Annotated in this window: 11 protein-coding genes; 2 read left to right on the top strand and 9 right to left on the bottom strand. The window is 70.7% G+C overall.

The annotated features are described in order from the left end of the window. Positions 1-26 precede the first annotated feature (26 nt). From ACFWJO_RS08890 to ACFWJO_RS08920, 7 genes are all read right to left on the bottom strand, one after another. A complete protein-coding gene (locus ACFWJO_RS08890; protein ID WP_386864065.1) occupies positions 27-2,513 on the bottom strand; it encodes an NADH-quinone oxidoreductase subunit G in 2,487 nt (828 codons plus the stop codon). Next, entirely contained in the window at positions 2,510-3,859 is a 1,350-nt protein-coding gene (gene nuoF, locus ACFWJO_RS08895) for an NADH-quinone oxidoreductase subunit NuoF (protein ID WP_386864066.1), read from the bottom strand. The genes ACFWJO_RS08890 and nuoF overlap by 4 nt, the downstream gene beginning before the upstream one ends. After that, positions 3,859-4,602, bottom strand: coding sequence for an NADH-quinone oxidoreductase subunit NuoE (gene nuoE, locus ACFWJO_RS08900; RefSeq protein WP_384412124.1), 744 nt, complete (start codon positions 4,600-4,602; stop codon positions 3,859-3,861). Before nuoE ends, nuoF begins: the two co-directional genes overlap by 1 nt. Then, the gene (locus tag ACFWJO_RS08905; protein ID WP_386864067.1) at positions 4,599-5,921 is read right to left on the bottom strand and encodes an NADH-quinone oxidoreductase subunit D; all 1,323 of its coding nucleotides are present in this window, start codon (positions 5,919-5,921) and stop codon (positions 4,599-4,601) included. The genes nuoE and ACFWJO_RS08905 overlap by 4 nt, the downstream gene beginning before the upstream one ends. Continuing rightward, positions 5,918-6,649, bottom strand: a complete 732-nt coding sequence (locus tag ACFWJO_RS08910; RefSeq protein WP_386864068.1) for an NADH-quinone oxidoreductase subunit C — start codon at positions 6,647-6,649, stop codon at positions 5,918-5,920. The genes ACFWJO_RS08905 and ACFWJO_RS08910 overlap by 4 nt, the downstream gene beginning before the upstream one ends. 88 nt (positions 6,650-6,737) lie before the next feature. Further along, entirely contained in the window at positions 6,738-7,292 is a 555-nt protein-coding gene (locus ACFWJO_RS08915; protein ID WP_384412129.1) for a NuoB/complex I 20 kDa subunit family protein, read from the bottom strand. Between the two features lie 17 nt (positions 7,293-7,309). Further along, positions 7,310-7,669, bottom strand: a complete 360-nt coding sequence (locus ACFWJO_RS08920) for an NADH-quinone oxidoreductase subunit A (RefSeq protein WP_003956195.1) — start codon at positions 7,667-7,669, stop codon at positions 7,310-7,312. 671 nt (positions 7,670-8,340) lie between these two features. On the opposite strand from ACFWJO_RS08920, the gene ACFWJO_RS08925 reads away from it, so the two are divergent. After that, the gene (locus ACFWJO_RS08925) at positions 8,341-9,165 is read left to right on the top strand and encodes a C40 family peptidase (protein ID WP_386864069.1); all 825 of its coding nucleotides are present in this window, start codon (positions 8,341-8,343) and stop codon (positions 9,163-9,165) included. A 69-nt stretch (positions 9,166-9,234) separates the two neighbouring features. On the opposite strand, the gene ACFWJO_RS08930 is transcribed toward ACFWJO_RS08925, so the two are convergent. Then, positions 9,235-10,194: a hypothetical protein gene (locus tag ACFWJO_RS08930; protein ID WP_386864070.1), complete on the bottom strand. Its 960-nt coding sequence runs from the start codon at positions 10,192-10,194 to the stop codon at positions 9,235-9,237. Positions 10,195-10,303: 109 nt separating this feature from the next. Continuing rightward, a complete protein-coding gene (locus ACFWJO_RS08935; protein WP_386864071.1) occupies positions 10,304-16,948 on the bottom strand; it encodes an RHS repeat-associated core domain-containing protein in 6,645 nt (2,214 codons plus the stop codon). Positions 16,949-17,310: 362 nt separating this feature from the next. Here ACFWJO_RS08935 and ACFWJO_RS08940 point away from each other — a divergent pair, with 362 nt between their 5' ends. Then, positions 17,311-20,400 (top strand): VCBS repeat-containing protein, encoded by a 3,090-nt coding sequence (locus ACFWJO_RS08940; RefSeq protein ID WP_386864072.1) that lies wholly within the window; start codon positions 17,311-17,313, stop codon positions 20,398-20,400. Positions 20,401-20,458: the final 58 nt, after the last annotated feature.

The following is a 20,458-nucleotide window of genomic DNA, read 5'->3' on the forward strand; positions in this document are numbered from 1 at the left end:
CAGGTCCTCCGCGGCGAGCAGCGTGTTCACGCCTGCACCTCCGTCGAAGTGGTGGCCGGGCCGATGCGGACCACGTCGCCGGGGCGGGCTCCGGTGTCGGTGAGGACGCCGTGGCCCGCCGAGTTCAGCGGGAGCCAGACCACGCGGTCCGGCATCTCGGTGACGGCGAGCGGGAAGGTCACCGCGCCGGCCGGGCCGGTGACTTCGAGCAGGTCGCCGTCCTTCACCCCGGTGTCGGCGGCGGTGCCGGCCGAGAGCCGGGCCACGGCGGCGTGCCGGGTGCCGGCCAGGGCCTCGTCGCCCTCCTGGAGGCGGCCCAGGTCGAGCAACAGCCGGTGCCCGGCGAGCACGGCCTCGCCGTCGCCGGGCCGGGGCGCGGCCTGGCCGGGCTCGGCCGGCTCGCCGGCCCGCTCGCCGGTCCAGCCGCCGAGCCGGTCCAGCTCGCGCCGGATCGACCGCAGGTCGGGCAGGCCCAGGTGCGCGTCGAGCGCATCGGCCAGCATGTGCAGCACGCGCGCGTCGGTCGGGGCGAGCGACCGGGTCATCTGCTCCGGCTTCAGCGCGGCCTCGAACAGCCGGGCCCTGCCCTCCCAGTTGAGGAAGGTGCCGGGCTTCTCGGCGACCGCGGCGACCGGCAGGATCACGTCGGCCCGCTCGGTGACCGCGCCGGGGCGCAGCTCCAGGGAGACGACGAAGGCACGGTCGAGCGCCTCCAGCGCGCGTGCCGGGTCCGGCAGGTCGTCGACGTCGACGCCGCCGACGACCAGGGCCGCGAGTTCGCCGGTGGCGGCGGCCTCGACGATCTGGCCGGTGTCGCGGCCGTAGCCGTGCGGGAGTTCGCGGACGCCCCACACGGCGGCGACCTCCTCCCGCGCGCGGGGATCGGTCGCGGGCCGCCCGCCGGGCAGCAGGGCCGGGACGGCGCCCGCCTCCACCGCGCCGCGCTCTCCGGCCCGGCGCGGGATCCACACCAGCTTCGCGCCGGTGGCGGTCGCGGTCCGGACGGCGGCGGTCAGCGCGCCGGGAACCCCGGCGAGCCGCTCGCCGACGACGATCACGGCGCCGTCCTCGCGCAGCGCCTCGGCGGCGGCGAAGCCCTCGCGGGACAGGCCGACGCGGGAGGTGAGGGCGTCCAGCCACTCGGTCTCGGTGCCGGGCGCGGCGGCGAGCAGGGTGCCGCCGGCCTTCTCCAGGCCGCGGGTGGCGAACGCGGCGACCGCGTACGTCCGCTGGCCCTTCTTCCGCCACGCCTTGCGCAGCTTCAGGAAGACGCCCGGCGCCTCCTCCTCGGCCTCCAGGCCGACGAGGAGCACGGCCGGCGCGGCCTCCAGGGAGCGGTAGGTGACGCCGCTGCCGTCGAGGTCACGGCCCCGTCCGGCGACGACGGAGGCCAGGAAGTCGGCCTCCTCGCCGGAGTGGACCCGGGCCCGGAAGTCGACGTCGTTGGTGTCGAGGGCGACCCGCGCGAACTTGGCGTACGCGTAGGAGTCCTCGACCGTGAGCCGGCCGCCGGCCAGGACGCCGGTGCGCCCGCGCACCAGCCCGCGCGCGGCCGCCTCCAGGGCCTCCGGCCAGGACGCCTGCTCCAGCCGGCCGGTCTCCGGGTCGCGGACGAGCGGGGTCGTGAGCCGGTCGCGCTGCTGCGCGTACCGGAACGCGAACCTGCCCTTGTCGCAGATCCACTCCTCGTTGACCTCGGGGTCCTCGGCGGCCAGCCGCCGCATGACCTTGCCGCGCCGGTGGTCGGTGCGGGTCGCGCAGCCGCCCGCGCAGTGCTCGCACACGCTCGGCGACGACACCAGGTCGAAGGGCCGGGAGCGGAAGCGGTACGCGGCGGAGGTGAGCGCGCCGACCGGGCAGATCTGGATGGTGTTGCCGGAGAAGTACGACTCGAACGGGTCGCTGTTGCCGAGGCCGACCTGCTGGAGCGCGCCGCGCTCGATCAGCTCGATCATCGGGTCGCCGGCGATCTGCTGCGAGAAGCGGGTGCAGCGCGCGCACAGCACGCAGCGCTCGCGGTCGAGCAGCACCTGGGTGGAGAGCGGGATCGGCTTCTCGTAGGTGCGCTTCTTCCCGTCGAAGCGGGACTCGGACTGGCCGTGCGACATGGCCTGGTTCTGCAGCGGGCACTCGCCGCCCTTGTCGCAGACCGGGCAGTCCAGCGGGTGGTTGATGAGCAGCAGCTCCATCACGCCGTGCTGGGCCTTCTCGGCGACCTGCGAGGTCAGCTGCGACCTGACGACCATGCCGTCGGTGCAGGTGATGGTGCAGGAGGCCATCGGCTTGCGCTGGCCCTCGACCTCGACGATGCACTGGCGGCAGGCGCCGGCCGGGTCGAGCAGCGGGTGGTCGCAGAAGCGCGGGATCTCGATGCCGAGCTGCTCGGCGGCGCGGATCACCAGGGTCCCCTTGGGGACGGAGACCTCGATGCCGTCGATGGTCAGCGAGACGAGATCCTCCGGCGGAACCGCCGCGCCTCCGCCTCCTCCGGGAGCGGACGTGGTGACGGTCATGCGTTCACCTCCCGGTGCTTGTCCGCCCAGGCCGTCGACTTGGCGGGGTCGAAGGGGCAGCCCTTGCCCGTGATGTGCGCCTCGTACTCGTCGCGGAAGTACTTCAGCGAGGAGAAGATCGGCGAGGCGGCGCCGTCGCCGAGGGCACAGAAGGACTTGCCGTTGATGTTGTCGGCGATGTCGTTCAGCTTGTCGAGGTCGGACATGACGCCCTTGCCGGCCTCGATGTCGCGCAGCAACTGGACGAGCCAGTAGGTGCCCTCACGGCAGGGCGTGCACTTGCCGCAGGACTCGTGGGCGTAGAACTCGGTCCACCGGGTGACGGCCCGCACGACGCACGTGGTCTCGTCGAAGCACTGGAGCGCCTTGGTGCCGAGCATGGAGCCGGCGGCGCCGACGCCCTCGTAGTCGAGCGGCACGTCGAGGTGCTCGTCGGTGAACATCGGGGTGGAGGAGCCGCCCGGGGTCCAGAACTTCAGCCGGTGCCCGGGCCGCATCCCGCCGCTCATGTCGAGGAGCTGGCGCAGGGTGATGCCGAGCGGGGCCTCGTACTGGCCGGGCGAGGCGACGTGCCCGCTGAGCGAGTACAGCGTGAAGCCCGGGGACTTCTCGGTCCCCATCGACGTGAACCAGTCCTTGCCCTTGTTGAGGATCGCGGGAACCGAGGCGATGGACTCGACGTTGTTCACGACGGTGGGGCACGCGTACAGACCGGCGACCGCGGGGAAGGGGGGTCGCAGCCGGGGCTGGCCGCGGCGTCCTTCGAGCGAGTCGAGCAGGGCGGTCTCCTCGCCGCAGATGTACGCGCCGGCCCCGGCGTGCACGGTGAGTTCGACGTCGAGGCCGCTGCCGAGGATGTTCCTGCCGAGGTAGCCGGCCGTGTAGGCCTCCCGCACGGCCTCGTGGAGCCGGCGCAGGACGGGGACGACCTCGCCGCGCAGGTAGATGAAGGCGTGGCTGGAGCGGATCGCGTAGCAGGCGATCACGATGCCCTCGATGAGCGAGTGCGGGTTGGCGAAGAGGAGGGGGATGTCCTTGCAGGTGCCGGGCTCGGACTCGTCGGCGTTCACGACGAGGTAGTGCGGCTTGCCGTCGCCCTGCGGGATGAACTGCCACTTCATCCCGGTCGGGAAGCCGGCGCCGCCGCGACCGCGCAGACCGGAGTCCTTGACGTACGCGATGAGGTCGTCGGGCGACATCGCGAGGGCCTTGCGCAGGCCCTCGTAGCCCTCGTGCCGCCGGTAGGTGTCCAGGGTCCAGGAGTCGGGCTGGTCCCAGAACGCCGACAGAACGGGTGAGAGCAGCTTCTCGGGGCTGCTGTTGTTGATCTCGGCTGCCAAGGTCATCACTCCCCCTCCCCACTGGCCGATTCGCCGCGCGGGTGGACGATCTTGTGGTGCGGGGACTCGCCCTTGGCCAGCCGCAGCCCGACGAGCGAGGCCGGGCCGGCCCCTCCGGTGGCCTCGACGGCCCCGTCGCGCTCGTCGGGGAAGCCCGCCAGGATGCGGGCGGTCTCCTTGAAGGTGCACAGCGGCGCGCCGCGGGTGGGCGACACGGGACGGCCGGCCCGCAGGTCGTCGACGAGCTCCTTGGCCGACTCGGGGGTCTGGTTGTCGAAGAACTCCCAGTTGACCATCACGACCGGCGCGTAGTCGCAGGCCGCGTTGCACTCGATGTGCTCGAGGGTGACCTTGCCGTCGGCGGTGGTCTCGTTGTTGCCGACGCCGAGGTGCTCCTTGAGCTCCTCGAAGATGGCGTCGCCGCCCATGACCGCGCACAGGGTGTTGGTGCAGACGCCGACCTGGTAGTCGCCGGACGGCTTGCGCCGGTACATGGAGTAGAAGGTGGCGACCGCGGTGACCTCGGCGGTGGTGAGGTCCAGCATGTCCGCGCAGAACCGCATGCCGGTGCGGGTGACGTGGCCCTCCTCCGACTGCACGAGGTGCAGCATCGGCAGGAGCGCGGAGCGGGACCCCGGGTAGCGGGCGATGATCGCCTTCGCGTCCTCCTCGAGCCGGGCGCGGACCTCGGCCGGATAGTCGGGCGCGGGCAGCTGGGGCATCCCGAGACTGGTCTGTCCGTCCGTCATCGGTCGACGCCTCCCATCACGGGGTCGATGGACGCGACGGCGACGATGACGTCGGCGACCTGGCCGCCTTCGCACATCGCGGCCATGGCCTGGAGGTTGGTGAACGACGGGTCGCGGAAGTGGACCCGGTAGGGGCGGGTGCCGCCGTCGGAGACGACGTGGACGCCGAGCTCGCCCTTGGGTGACTCGACGGCCGCGTACGCCTGGCCGGCCGGCACCCGGAAGCCCTCGGTGACCAGCTTGAAGTGGTGGATCAGGGCCTCCATGGAGGTGCCCATGATCTTCTTGATGTGGTCGAGGGAGTTGCCGAGCCCGTCGGGGCCGAGGGCCAGCTGGGCGGGCCAGGCGATCTTCTTGTCGGCGACCATGACCGCGCCCGGCTCCAGCCGGTCGAGGCACTGCTCGACGATCCGCAGCGACTGCCGCATCTCCTCCAGGCGGACGAGGAAGCGGCCGTAGGCGTCGCAGCTGTCGGCGGTGGGCACCTCGAAGTCGTAGTTCTCGTAGCCGCAGTACGGGTCGGTCTTGCGCAGGTCGTGCGGGAGGCCCGCGGAGCGCAGGATCGGTCCGGTGGCGCCGAGGGCCATGCAGCCGGTGAGGTCGAGGTAGCCGACGTCCTGCATGCGGGCCTTGAAGATCGGGTTGCCGGTGGCGAGCTTGTCGTACTCCGGCATGTTCTTCTTCATGGTCTTCACGAACTCGCGCACGGCGTCGACGGCGCCGGGCGGGAGGTCCTGGGCGAGGCCGCCGGGGCGGATGAACGCGTGGTTCATGCGCAGGCCGGTGATCAGCTCGTACAGGTCCAGGATCATCTCGCGGTCCCGGAAGCCGTAGATCATGATCGTGGTGGCGCCGAGCTCCATGCCGCCGGTGGCGATGCAGACCAGGTGCGAGGAGAGCCGGTTGAGCTCCATGAGCAGGACCCGGATGACGCTCGCCCGGTCCGGGATCTGGTCGGTGATGCCGAGCAGCTTCTCCACGCCGAGGCAGTACGCCGTCTCGTTGTAGAACGAGGTGAGGTAGTCCATGCGCGTGACGAAGGTGGTGCCCTGCGTCCAGGTCCGGTACTCGAGGTTCTTCTCGATGCCGGTGTGGAGGTAGCCGATGCCGCAGCGGGCCTCGGTGACGGTCTCGCCGTCGATCTCCAGGATGAGCCGGAGCACGCCGTGGGTGGACGGGTGCTGGGGGCCCATGTTGACGACGATGCGCTCGTCGTCGGCCTTGGCTGCGGACTGGACGACCTCGTCCCAGTCGCCGCCGGTGACCGTGTAGACGGTCCCCTCGGTCGTCTCACGCGCGCTTGCAGAAGGGGTGGTCACGAGTACGACCTCCGCTGGTCCGGAGCCGGGATCTGGGCGCCCTTGTACTCGACGGCGATGCCGCCGAGCGGGTAGTCCTTGCGCTGCGGGTGGCCCTGCCAGTCGTCCGGCATCATGATCCGGGTGAGGGCGGGGTGGCCGTCGAAGACGATGCCGAAGAAGTCGTAGGTCTCGCGCTCGTGCCAGTCGTTGGTCGGGTAGACCGCGACGAGCGACGGGATGTGCGGGTCGGCGTCGGGCGCCGAGACCTCCAGGCGGATCAGCCGGCCGTGGGTGAGCGAGCGCAGGTGGTAGACGGCGTGCAGCTCGCGGCCCTTGTCGCCCCGGTAGTGGACGCCGGAGACGCCGGTGCAGAGCTCGAAGCGCAGGGCCGGGTCGTCGCGCAGGGTGCGGGCGACCCGGACGAGGTGCTCGCGCGCGATGTGGAAGGTGAGCTCCCCGCGGTCGACGACGGTCTTCTCGATCGCGTTCCCGGGGACGAGGCCCTGTTCCTCCAGGGCGCCCTCCAGCTCGTCGGCGACCTCGTCGAACCAGCCGCCGTACGGGCGGGTGGCCGGGCCCGGGAGTCTGATCGAGCGGACCAGGCCGCCGTAGCCGGAGGTGTCGCCGCCCTTGTCGGCGCCGAACATGCCGCGCTGGACGCGGACCTCCTCGCCGTGCTCTCCGCGCTGCCCCGGCAGGTTCTGCGCGCTGAGCTCCTTCTCGGGGTTCGGGGTTTCGTCGCTCACCGTGCTGTCCCGTTCCCTTCTCCGCCCGCGCGGCGCAGAGGCGCGGCTTTCGTCGTCGACTGCGGCCGGGCGGCCGCGCGTGCGTCGGTCACCTCAGCAGACCCTTCATCTCGATCGTCGGCAGCGCCTTCAGCGCCGCCTCCTCCGCCTCGCGGGCCGCTTCCTTCGCGTTCACGCCGAGCTTGGAGGACTGGATCTTCTGGTGGAGCTTGAGGATCGCGTCCATCAGCATCTCGGGGCGCGGCGGACAACCCGGCAGATAGATGTCGACCGGCACGATGTGGTCGACACCCTGCACGATCGCGTAGTTGTTGAACATTCCGCCCGAAGACGCACATACCCCCATGGAGATGACCCACTTGGGGTTCGGCATCTGGTCGTAGACCTGCCGGAGGACGGGCGCCATCTTCTGGCTGACCCGGCCGGCCACGATCATCAGGTCGGCCTGGCGCGGAGAGCCCCGGAACACCTCCATGCCGAACCGGGCCAGGTCGTAGCGGCCTGCGCCGGTCGTCATCATTTCGATGGCGCAGCAGGCGAGGCCGAAGGTCGCGGGGAAGACCGAGGCCTTCCGGACCCAGCCCGCGGCCTGTTCGACGGTCGTCAGCAGAAAACCGCTCGGCAGCTTCTCTTCGAGTCCCATGGGTGCTCCTCAGCCCCTCAGTCCCATTCCAGGCCGCCGCGCCGCCACACGTACGCGTAGGCGACGAAGACGGTGAGCACGAAGAGCAGCATCTCCACGAGCCCGAAAAGCCCCAGGGCGTCGAAGCTGACGGCCCAGGGGTAGAGGAAGACGATCTCGATGTCGAAGACGATGAAGAGCATCGCCGTCAGGTAGTACTTGATCGGGAAGCGGCCGCCGCCCGCCGGCGTCGGGGTGGGCTCGATGCCGCACTCGTACGCCTCAAGTTTTGCCCTGTTGTACCGCTTTGGCCCGATAAGCGTGGCCATGACCACGGAGAAGATCGCAAACCCCGCTCCCAGGGCACCGAGCACGAGGATGGGCGCGTACGCATTCACGCTCCTCGCTCCTTCCAGTCGTCCTTGACCGTTGGACCGCACCGTCGGCTCATGGGGCCTCCGCGAAAGATCGCCAACATGTGAGGCAGTTCACAAGCCTGACGTCCGCGTATCTTAAGCCCGCCCCTCTGTGATCTGCGACACGGGGTACACCAACGCCTTTGTGATCTCCACCACCTGACGAACGATCATGAAGTCGGATGAGCGGTGATCTTGCCACTCGAAGCGCCCAGGTGATCACCAGATGTGACATCCACACCGGAAATCGCTGGTCGGAAGGGGTGTTGCACTATCAAGCGTTGGGGGCTACAAGCAAATTGGCCGTGTGACGCGTCAGGGTGATAAAGGAACCGGCCGTCGCCCGGTCGGGGGGTCGCGCGTACCCGGGTGGACACGTGCGCGCGTTCACGAGCTCCGATGTGACCTGCACCACATCGAAACGGCGAGCGGAAAGCGGGGCTTGGCCATCGACGTGAAGAGGTGGTAAGCGACGGGCAATTCGGACCTTTCCTTGAAAACCCATGATCAAGGCCCCAATGAGCCGTGCCCGATTTGCCCGTTACGGCGTCAATAAGGGCGCACAGGAAGCGGATTAAGAGGTTCCGGACGTAACTGTGGCGCAACCCACGTTTCTTGAAGGGAACCGTGAAGCCCTGATAGCGGTTGTACTCATGTCCCAGACCGCTCCCATACGTAGCCACCGGAAGCCCCGCCGCAGCGCCTCGAAGATGGCACTCCGGGCCGGAGTTGCCGGTGGCGTCTTCAGCACCATCGCGGTGGCCGGTGCCGCCGCGCCGGCCAACGCCGAGCCGGTGACCGAGACGACCCTCGAGATGCCCACCCTGGGCTCCCTCGACGCCGACCTCGCCAGCGCCGTCTCCGCCTCCGCCGAGGCGAGCCAGCAGGAGGCCCTGGACCAGAGCCTCGCGGCCCAGGAGAACGCGGCCCTGAAGAAGGCCGCCGCGGACGCCAGGAAGGCCAAGGCCGAGGCCGACCGCAAGGCCGAGGCCGAGCGCGCCGAGAAGGCCCGCGCCGAGGCCCGGGAGCGCGCCTCCCGCACCGCGACGCGCACCACGCTCTCCGCGAAGTCCTCCTCGTCGGACTCCGTCGGCTCCTCCTCCAGCAGCTCGCAGGTCGCCACCGGCTCCGCCGCCGCGATCGTGGCCTTCGCGCGCGCCCAGGTCGGCGACGCGTACGTCATGGGCAGCACCGGCCCGAACTCCTGGGACTGCTCCGGCCTCGTGCAGGCCGCCTACGCCCAGGCCGGCATCGACCTGCCGCGGGTCTCCAGCGCGCAGTCGAGCATGGGCACCTCCGTCTCCCTGAGCAACCTGCAGCCGGGCGACATCCTGTACTGGGGCAGCCGCAGCGGCTCGTACCACGTCGCCATCTACGTCGGCGGCGGCAAGTACGTCGGTGCGCAGAACCCGTCGACCGGTGTCGTCGAGCGCTCCCTGGACTGGGACATGCCGTCGGGCGCCGTGCGGATCCTCTGATCCCGCCACCCACACGCACGAAGGGCCGTCACTCCTCGGGGGAGCGACGGCCCTTCGGCCTGCCCGGGGCTACTCCGGCAGCGGCACGGGCTCGTGGCCGCTGAGGTCGGCGCCCGGCCGGACCTCGTGGAACTCCAGGCCCAGGTAGATGCGGCCGGCCCACTCCTCGGGCGTCTGGTGACCGATGTAGTCGAGGTCACCCATGTCGGACTCGTCCGTCAGGTCCCAGTCCGAGAAGTACGCGAAGACCCGGACGCGGGCCTCCTCCTCCGATACCCCGAACCGGCCGGCCAGTGACGCGACGATGTCACGCGCGAGGTCCGCGCCCCGCTCGCTCACCGCGACCGGGAAGTCGGTCATCACCTCGCCGATGTGGTGACCGGCCGCCCGCAGCTCCGCCCGGAGGCGGTCCGCGTAGCGCCGGGCGAAGGCGTCGCCGCGCGCCCACAGCGCCTCGGCGTCCGGCTCCCGGCCGTTCTCGCGCGCCGCGGCGAGCTCCGCGAGGTCCCGGGCCAGGAGTGCCCGCTCCTCGGCGGCGAGCTCCGGTCCCGCCAGCCGCTCGGCGAGGGCGCACGCCTCGGCGAACCGCTCCTCGCCGGACGGGTCGGCGATCACGTCGTAGACCGCGCGGGCCAGCGCCTGCTGGCCGTCCACGGACTCCTCGGGGCGGCGGACCGCCTCGGGCAGCCCGGTCACGCCGCGCAGGATCCAGCGGGTGAGCCCGATGTCCCAGGCGCTGATCTCGCCGTCCGGGCCGTAGCCCTCCCGCAGCAGCACCTCGGCCGTGCTGCGCGCCCGGATCAGGGCGTTGCGCACGGGGCCGACCCACGGGGTCGCCACCGGGGGCTCCAGGAGGGAGCAGTAGCGGACGACCAGGAGCGCCGCCGCCCGGACGCGGTCCCACTGCGGGCCTTCGGGGAAGGCGGCCGGTTCCAGCCGCTCGGGGCCGTCTTCCGGTTCGTCGCCGTCCTCGTCGTCGTCCTCGTCGTCGTCCTCGGCGAACTCCGGGAACTCGTCTTCGTCTTCCATGCGGTCGTGCACAGGTCTTCCAGGTCCTTCGGGTCGGGTGCGGGGAGAGAAGACACCGCCCCGGTACGGCTGAGCGTACCGGGGCGGTGGTCAGGAGCGGATCACACGGCTACCAGGTCTTGATCCCGAAGAACCACTTGGCGAACCAGCGTCCCCAGAAGGAGGCGCTGAACTTCTTCACCACGTGGAAGGAGATCTGATGGCCGCCCGACACCGGCTTCACGCCCCGGTTGGACGGATAGGACCTGCTGTTCATCAGCATCGGCCCCTCCACGTAGGGACGGCTCTGCCGCAGCTTCGGCGGGTCGGAGTCGGCCCGGAACTTGGCCACCTCCTTGGCCCACTCGTCGTTGGCCTCCGTGAAGACCTTGCCCTTGAACTTGGCGAACTCGGACTTCGGGATGCGGAAGCTCACGATGGCCGGCTTCGCGTGGTCGCCGCCCTTCAGCCTGTTCTCCCGGTACCCGGCCTGCCGCTCGGCCCATTCCTTCGCCTGGTCCTCGATCTTCGTCGTGTAGAACCCGGTCCCGAAGTCCATGGCGCGCGGCTTGTAGTCCGGGTCGACGCCGTTCGCCTGGATGTTCTTCGCGGCGGCCAGCGTCGTGCCGTGGTACAGGACGACGTATTCCTCGTCGTCGTCCTTGTCCTTCTTGCGGTTGTTGTTCTCCTGCTTCTTGGCGGGCGCCTCCTTGGTGGGAGGTGCCTGCTTCGAGAGGGAGGGGGCGTCGTCGGCCTTCTTGCCGGCCGCCTGGGCCCCGTCGATCACCTTGTTGGCGTTCTTGGCCCACTTGGCGCCGGTGGCGACGTTGCCCGCCACCGGGACGGCCGAGGCCGCGGACAGGGCCGCGTTCTCCCAGTCGCCCTCGGCCGCGTAGATGCCGGCGTTGACCAGGTCCGCTCCCTCGCCGACGACCGGCACCATGCCGACGACGTCGAGGGTGGCGTGGGTGACGTCCGACCAGCCCCACAGACCGTCGGGGTCCGTGAAGACGAGCGGGTTGTTGTACCCGTAGTTGTAGCCCTGCATCTGCAGGGGGTCGAGCATGTCGATGACCGGGTCGACGCTCAGGAACCGGCCCAGGGCCGGGTCGTACTCGCGTGCGCCGAGGTGGGTCAGTCCGGTGTCGTCGAGCGTGCCGCCGACGAATCCGCGCTTGCCCGGCCAGGCGGCCGGTGCGCTGCCGCGCGGCTGGCCGTACGCCGTGAGCTTGCGCGGCGTGACGGTCATGCCCGGGGCCAGGGCCACCGCGAAGGCCGCGGTGTTGTGGTAGTCGGTGATCAGCGCGGACAGCTTGTCCGTGCTGCCGGGGGCCGTGCTCGCGACGCGGACGAAGGTCGGCGCCCCGGTGTGGGTGTAGTACCGCGTACCGGTGAGCGTGCCGTTCGGCAGGGCGGTGACCTCGGTCTCGCCGAGGTACAGCGTGCTGCCGGTGGGCGTCCTGCCGATCAGGCGGTTGCCGTCGGCGTCGTAGACGTAGGAGGCGAGCTCGCCGCCGGTGTCCTTGTTCTTGACCCGCTGGAGGTGGCCTTCGGCGTCCCAGTCGAGCTTCTGGCGGACCGATCCCTCGGTGCGCTCCTCCGTGTCGCCGGCCGCCGTGTAGGCGAAGTCGGTCGTGGTGGGTGCGCCGGTTCCGACCTGGGTGGTGACGGAGGTGAGGGTGTGCGGCCGGGCGGCCTTCGGGTCGGGGTAGGCGTAGCCGCGCTTGACGTCCTTGGTGGTGTCACCGGAGGGGTCGTGGCGGGTCTCGGTGAGACGGCTGCCGGTCGGGCCGAAGGTGTACGAGTGCCAGTACGGCTGCGGCCCGCCCACCGCGTCCGCCGACGGCGAGGACGCGCAGGCGTCCGGCGTCTTCGACGTCCACGCCTCGGTGAGCTGGCGCAGGGTGTCGTAGACGTAGCACTGGGTGTCGGCGACCTTGTTGGTCCCGCTGCCCGTGTACTCGGTCGCCTTCTTGACGTTGCCGATCGTGTCGTACGTGTACCGGATGTCGTTCACGCGGGTGTCGGCGACCTCGCGGTCGTTGACCTGCTGCGTGAGCCTGCCGGTGTGCGGGTCGTAGAAGTTGGTCGTCCACATCCGGTACGGGGCGTTGCCCGCGGTCGTCTGCAGGACGCGTCCCTGCGGGTCGTACTTGGTGTCGTTGACGTACCAGTCGATGCCCGAGGTGGTGAGGGCGAGGCCCTCGGGGGTGTAGCGGTTGACCACCTGCTCGGCGGTCAGGCCGCCGCCCGCCGGGAGGGTGGTGGTGGCCGGCTTGCCGGTCGGGGTGTAGGTGTAGCGGTAGGTGTACTCGCCCTTCAGGGCGCCGGCGGCCTCCGGGATGACGACCTTGCGGCCGGTGGGCTGGTACTCGGCGTTGTAGCCGGTGACCTCGTTGACGTACTGCGCCGTGCCCTCGTACCGGGTGGACGAGGTGAGCAGGCCCAGGGCGACGGTGTCGTAGAGCCAGGACGCGCGCTTGGTGCGGGTCTCGCCCTCCACCTGGTACTGGGCGGTCTTGCGGCCGAGCTCGTCGTACTCGGTCTCCAGGACGACGCCCCGGGAGTCCTTGACGGTGCGCTGGCGGCCCGAGTTGTCGTACGTGAACGAGGAGGTGCCCCGGTCGGGGTCGGTGGCCGTGAGTTCCCGGCCGCGGACGTCATAGGTGGACGTCCACTCGTTGCCCTCCGCGTCCGTCGTCCTGACGCGCTGGCCGCGGACGTCGTACTCGTAACGGGTGCTGGTGAACTTGGTGCGGGCGGCGTCGCTGAAGCGGTCGACCTTGACGACCCGGCCGAGCGCGTCCTTCCACGTACGGGTGGGAGTGCCGCCCGGCGGGGGAAGGGTCGTCGTGTAGTCGCCGCCGAACTCGGTCCCGGCCTCGAAGGCCTTGGCGTCACCGTGCCAGGTGACCTGCTTCACCGAGCGGTTCATGCCGTCGTAGACCGAGCTGGTCCAGGACGGGATCTCGGTGTCGCTCTTCGGGATGTACGGCGTGTCGGAGAGCTTGCCGACGGCGAGGTACTTGGCGTTGACGCGCCGGACGCCGCCGTTGGAGTTGTACAGCGAGTCCGTGATGACGCGACCGCCGCCGATGGCCTCGGTCTGGCTCTGCCGCTCGCGCAGCATGCCATCGTAGAGGGTCTTGCTGGTCGCGTAGGTGCCGTTGTCGCGCAGGGCGCGGGAGGTCACGACCGTCGGCTTGAGGCCGTCGATCCGGTACGTGTACTCCAGGCCCGCCGGCTCTCCGGCGCCGGACCGTCCGGGCATCCAGACCTTGACGAGACGGCCGAGCGGGTCGTGCTCGAGGCGGGTCACGCGCTTGTTGGCGTCCGTCTTCGTCAGGGCGAGTCCGCGGCCCGTCTCGAAGTCGGTGGTGACCTCGTGGCCCTTGGGGTTGGTGACGACCGTGCGGGTCGGCACCGTGTCGTCGGGCGTGTACGCGGTTCTGGTGACCTTGCCGTCGGAGTCGGTGGTCGCCGTGGCGCGGCCGTACTTGTCGTACGCCGTGGCCGAGGTCAGCGCGTAGCCCGAACCGTCCGCCTGGACGTCCTCGGTGCGGGTCACCAGGCCCTTGGTGGGCGCGGCGCCGAAGGCGAGGTCGTCGTAGAAGGTGCGGGTGTCGTCCATCAGACGGTCCGGCCCGGCCGTCGCGGCCGTGGCGCAGGAACCGGCGGTGGTGCGGACCTGCACCGGATAGCCCAGCAGGCCGACGGACGTGTTGTGCCGGTAGGTGATCTCCGAGCAGGTCTCGTCGCCGGGCGCTCCGCTGTCACCGGTGGTCTGGGTCCTGACCGGCAGCGGGTACGCGGGGTCGAACTCGAGGGTCGAGTTGGTCGTCGTACGGGTCTTCCCGCCGCTGACGTGCGCGGTGGTGGTGGTCGACAGCTGCGCGGTCTGCCGGGCGATCAGCGGGCTCGCGGAGGTGCGGGCGTGGCGGCCCGTCTCGCGGGTCCACAGACGGGTGATCACCGTGCCGTCGATGACGGCGGGCGTCGTGTCGCCCCGGTAGGTGACGGTCTCCGCCACCTGCCCCTGGAAGGCGGGCAGGTCCTCGTCGATCTTCTCGCCCTCGTGGTCGAGGACGAGCTGCTTGCGGGTCTCGCCGCCGGGCAGCGGGTCGCCGTGCAGACCGCGGTAGTAGCGGTTCTCGACCAGCGTGCGGGTGGTGCCCTCGGCGGTGCTGGTCTCGCCGGTACGGACACGTACGGCCTCGTAGCCGCGCCACTCGTTCCAGGTGCGCTGCTTGGCCTTGGTGAACTCGCTGTCGTCCTTGGCCCAGCCGGCGTCGCCGACGTACTCGTAGGTGGTCACCTGCGGCGGCGCGCCGCCGACGTGGTCCTCCTCCTGGATGCTGGTGACGACGTACTTGTTGAACCACTCGGGCTTGGTGGTGTCCTCACCCGACGGGGTCCAGTTGACCGGGTAGCAGCGGGTGCCGTTCGCCTCGGGCTTGGGCTTCGGGGCGTCCGGGTCGCACGGCTTGGAGTAGGTGACCTTCACGCCGCCGCCGGTCTCGGTGTAGACGGAGGCGATGCGCAGCCGCTCGAACGGCGGGCGGTCGTCGGTCGGCTTGGAGACCCGGTTGGGCATGGGGTCGCCGTTGGCGTGGAAGACCACGGGCGGCAGGGACTTGCCCTGGCCGCCGGCGCTGTAGCCGGTGCGGACGATGCGGTCCAGCCAGAGCGGCGGGTTGGTGTCGTACCGGGTGTGCAGGAAGTTCTGCTTCAGCTCCCAGCGGTCCACCTTGCGGTAGTCCGTGCTGCCCGGGGCCGTGGCGACCTCGGTGGTGATCTCGCTCAGCCGGATCCGGGTCCAGAAGGTCGGCGAGGAGACGTAGCACTTCTTCTTCTCGGCGCAGTACGTGTCGGACGGGGTGTCCGGCCAGCGCTGGGCGTCCTGGCCCTTCTTGGTGAACTTCTCCGGAGCGCAGTCGAAGGTCTCGGTCTCCATGCAGCGCTCGGGCGTGGTGAAGACCACCCGCGCCGGCGCCGGAGCGGCGTAGACGTTGCCGGTGTGGTTGCTCAGCCCGTACTCGATGCGGACCGGGTGTCCGCCGCGCACGTACTCGACGGGCGTCTTGACCTTCCCGTTGCGCGCGTAGTGGTTGATCTCCTTCTTGTGGTAGATCGCCATGGCGTTGTGCGCGGTGTCCTCGACGTAGTCGAGGTTCCAGCGGTAGGCCTGGGTGCAGGAGGAGCCGGCGAAGTCACCCGACTTGTAGCAGGGCTCGTCGGGGTGGTTGCCGAAGACCGGGGCGGTGAAGACGGAGTCGGTGGTCGGCTTGCCGTCGGTCCAGCCGGGCAGCCTGTTGAGGCCGAAGTGGTAGCGGACGCCGTCGGGCGTGGTGATGATCCAGTGCTCGCCCTCGTCCTTGCCGTCGGGGTCGCTCTTGTCACCGTTCTCGGCGCCGGTCTTGAACTCGACGCGGGTGCCGTCGTCGTTGGCGAGCTTCCACTTGCCGGACTTGTCGTCCTTGACGAGGGGGGCGGTGGAGCCGTTGAGGCTGAGGACCGCGTTCTCGGTCCTGCCCCACCAGCACAGGTCGCCGGTCTTCTTCTTCGCGTTGTTGGGCGCGCGGTCCTGCGCGTCCTTGCCGCGGTCGTCGGTGCAGGTGCGGAACTGCCGCTCGATGAAGCCCGGGTGGTACTCCCAGCCGTCACCGATCCATGAGGCCTGGTTGTTCGTGGTGGAGGTGCGGCCGTCGACCATCTGCGACGAGTACGACAGGGCGATGTCGGGCTTGGGCCCGGCGATCACCGGCGGCACCTGGACCGGGTAGCTCCAGTTGAAGCCGCCGGACCCGCCGCCGTGGCTCCACTTGCCCGAGGGCTGGAGGGAGGTGGCCGCGTAGTCGCCGGAGGAGCCCGCGCCGCCGCCGGTCGCGGCGAGCACGAAGCCGCCGCCGGCCGCGGTCTGGACGGCGCTGTGGGAGACCCGGGTGAAGCCGGAGGGGGTCACCTCGGGCTCGGGCGCGGTCGCCGCGGGGTCCACGGTGGTGGAGACGACGTCGGTGGCGGCGTCGTTGACCGATCCGGTCTCGATCGGGTCGGAGCAGCCCTCGGCGTCAGGGGTGGTCAGGAAGCACTCGGGCAGTCGGATCAGCTGGAGCCGGGAGCCCCAGTCGGCGCCATAGAGCTGCTCGAACGCCTTGTAGTTGACGCCGACCTTGACGGGGCCGGTCGTGCCGGCCTCGGGCTCCAGCTTCATCAGGACGCCGTCGATGCCGGCGGCCTCGGTCGTCTCGCGCGAGGCGACGGTGACCTGCCAGGTGCCGGTGGGCGCCGGATCCTCGGCCGGGGTGGCGAGGGAGGCGTTCTTGGCGGACGTTCCGGCGCCCTTGGCGGGCGCCTTGGTCGTGGCGTCCTTGTCGAAGGTGCCGGGCGCGGCGCCGAGCATGACCGGCAGTCTGCCGACGCGGACCATCTCGCCGGGCTTGCCGGTGACGGGCGGCGGGGCGGTGCGCGGACCGGTCCAGACCGCGTGCCGGACGGAGGACGGCTGGACCTGCGACGACTGACTGGCCGTCGCCGCGCCGCCGTTGATGACGACGGTGCCGGTACCGCTCTCCGGTGCGGCCGTGCGCTCGACCGCGTATTCCCCCTGGGTGTCGGGTGCGGGCGGGAGCTTGAACTCCGCCTCGCTGTTGGCGCCGGGTACGGGCTTGGTGCTCTGCAGGTCGGGCAGAGTGACGCCACCGCGTACCGGGCTGTCGGCCCACGCCTCGATGGGCAGGAGCGTGGCGGATATCGCGAGCGCCAGGACGGCCCCCACCGCTCCGCGTGGTCTCCCGCCACCTCCCCTCGGCGGTCCGGACCGGAACACAGACACGTTGATTCCCCCAAAGTGTCGAACAAAGAAAGTCGCCGCAGTATGACCGGAATGGCGAGGCGCAGGGAAATCACCCACATAAAGCGGGGATAAATATCCCTGATGATCATTAATCGGACATCGACGCCAGGTCAGGAAGCTGCTGATGAACGGCGATTCGGAGCTTCCCGTGCGGTCGTGCAAAGATTCGGCCGCTATGCCGGGGGGCGCCGTGAGAGGCCCGTTCCGGAAAACAGAAGAGGAATTGGGGGAGCGCCGTGACGACCACACGGCCCACATGGCCTCGACGACGCATACGCCTATGGGTGGCGGCGTCGTTGACGGCCGCCGTCACCGCGACGGGCCTCGTCGTGCTGCCGCAGCTCGACGGCGAGGAAGACCGGTCCGCGAAGCCCGCTGCGGCGCCCAGGGGGCCGTACGACGAGGACGGCGCGATGCGGGAGGCCCGCCGGACGGGCAAGCGCGTCGAGGCGACCGGACTCCGCACCACCCACGCCACCACGTACGCCAACCCTGACGGAACGTTCACCCGGGACCAGGCCACCGCGCCGGTCCGGCTGAAGGCCCCGGACGGCTCCTGGACCGCGATCGACACCTCGCTCCGGTCCGACGGCGCGGGCGGCTTCCGCACCAGGGCGACGACCGGAGCACTGACCTTCTCCGGCGGCACCGGCCGCGCGAGCGCCGGGGGAACCGAGCGCGCCGCCCGTGCCGCCGCACGCCCCGCGGCGGGACCGGCCTCCGGTCCCGCCGCCCGTCCCCCGCAGGAGCCCGCGGCCCCCGCCGGGAACACCCTCGTCCGCTTCGCCACCGGCGGCCACACGGTGGACGTCGGCTGGCCCTCCGCCCTGCCCGCCCCTCAGGTCGCCGGCACCCGGGCGCTCTACCCGGAGGTCCTGCCGGGCGTCGACCTGCTCCTGACGGCGAAGAACGACGGCTTCGCACAGTCGTGGATCGTCAGGACCCGTGAGGCCGCGGCCAGTCCGGCCGTGCGCTCGCTCACGCTGTCCCTGTCCTCCCCCACGCTCACGCTGAAGCGGAACGCCGCCGGGGGCCTGTCCGGAACCGACGCCTCCGGCAAGGAGCTCGTCACCGCGCCCACCCCCGTGATGTGGGACTCCTCCGGCCGCAAGGACACCGCGAGCGACACCGGCGCCGCCCCTGACCGCGCCAACCTCCCCGCCGCCCTCGCCGGCCTGCACGCCCTCGAAGGCCCCGAACCCGGCACGCACAGCGCGCTCGTCGGCTCGGAGCTCAAGGGCGGCACGCTCACGCTGAAGCCCGACACCCGGCTCCTGGACGACCCGAAGACCACCTACCCGGTCTTCATCGACCCGTCGTTCAACGGCCACACCCAGGCCTGGACCCTCGCCTACAAGCGCTACCCGAAGTCCAACTTCTGGAACGGCGCCGGCTTCAACGGCGGCACCGACGAGGCCCGCGCCGGCTACGAGAACCAGACCAACGGCACCGGCCGGTCCTTCTTCCGGGTCGACTGGGACCTCGAGGACGCCATCATCAAGTCCTCCACGTTCCGGCTGTACGAGACCCACTCGTGGTCCTGCTCCAAGCGCGACGTCGAACTGTGGCTGACCGGCTCCATCTCCTCCTCCACCAGCTGGGACAACCAGCCGGACTGGGCCGACCAGCTGGACAAGGTCTCCGCCTCGCACGGCTACAGCTCCAGCTGCCCGGACGACTACATCGGCTTCGACGCGAAGGCCGCCGCGGTCAAGGCGAACGCGGCCGGCTGGCCCAACATCACCCTGGGCGTCAAGGCCACCAGCGAGACCAGCGTCTACTCGTGGAAGAAGTTCCGCGACAACCCGGTCATGACGACCGTCTACAACCGGCCGCCCCGCACCCCGAGCTCCCTGGCCACCAGCCCCGGCGGCAAGTGCGCCACCAGCTCCCCGGGCCCGCGCCTCGGCATCGGTGACGTCACCGTCTCCGCCAAGTCGTCCGACCCCGACGACAACCTGGAAGCCGTCCACCTGAAGATCTGGCAGACCAGCCCGGCCGGTGGCCCCGTCCTCTACGACGGCAAGCCCACCCTCAGCAGCACCGGCGCGGTCAGCAAGCGGATCACCTCCGCGACCTTCCCCGCGAACAGCGTCCGCACCTACGCCTACCGCGCGCAGGCCTGGGACACCCAGGACGCCCACTCCGCGTACTCCGACACCTGCTACTTCACGGTCGACACCAGCAAGCCCGGCCCGCCCGTCCTCGCCTCCGCCGTCTGGCCCGACTGGGACGAGACGGAGAAGTGGGGCCCGGCCCTCGGCACCACCGGCAGGGTGACCATCACCGGCGGCGGCAACGACGTCGCCGGCTACTGGTACAGCGTCGACACCACCTCGTACGACAAGCCGGCGACCTACGCCAACGGCGTCTGGTACATCGACTTCAAGCCGGTGCACGCCGGTCCGAACGTCCTCTACGTGAAGACCAAGGACAAGGCGGGCAACTGGTCCGACCGCGCCGACTACCTCACCTACGCCACGCCGCCCGCCGGCACCGACGGCCCCGGCGACACCACCGGCGACCGGCTGGCCGACCTGTTCGTCGTCGACGGCTACGGCGACCTGCGGCTCTACCCCAACCTGTCCAAGGGCGACGTCAACTACTCCCTCGACGCGGCCGGCCAGGCCGACGGCAAGGTCGCCCGCGGCTACTGGAAGGGCGCACTGATCACCCACAACGGCGACTACTGGGGCGCCGACGGCTTCCAGGACCTCGTCGCCCGCATGCCCGACGGCAAGCTGTGGATCTACCCCGGCAACGGCCTCGGCGGCGTCGACGTCGGCCGCCGCACCGAGCTGCTGCTGCCGCCCGGTTCCCCGAACCCGGCCGCCCTCAGCCAGCTCGTGTCCGTCGGCGACATCGACGGCGACCGCAAGCCGGACATGCTCGCCACCGAGGGCGACGCCTTCTGGGCACTCCTCGGCTACACCGGCGGCAGCGTCTCCAAGTCGGTCCGCCTGTCCAGCAGCCCGTGGGCGGAGCGCGACATCGTCTCCGTCGGCGACCACAACAAGGACGGCGCGGTCGACCTCGTCTACCGCACCTACGCCTCCAACCGTCTCCTCATCCGCTACGGCAAGAAGGACGGCGACGGCACCGGCACGAGCCTCACGTCGCTCGCCGCCGCCGCGGACTCGCTCAACGGCGAGGACGGCGTGTACGGCACCGGCGGCTGGGACGCCACCAACGTGCGGCTGCTCACGGGCACCCCGGACGCCAACGGCGACGGCATCCCGGACATGTGGGCCGTGATGGGCGACAACTCGGCCCGCTTCTACCCGGGCGGCGCCCAGTCCCACGGCGCGCCGGTCGAGGTCGTCTCGGAGACCGACGGCGGCGTCGGCTGGAAGAACAAGCTGGCCATCGGCTGATCCCCGGATCCGCCACCGCACCACGACGAAGGGCCGTCACTCCCGAAGGGGTGACGGC

The sequence above is a fragment of the Streptomyces sp. NPDC127092 genome, assembly GCF_042722475.1.
GTDB lineage: Bacteria > Actinomycetota > Actinomycetes > Streptomycetales > Streptomycetaceae > Streptomyces.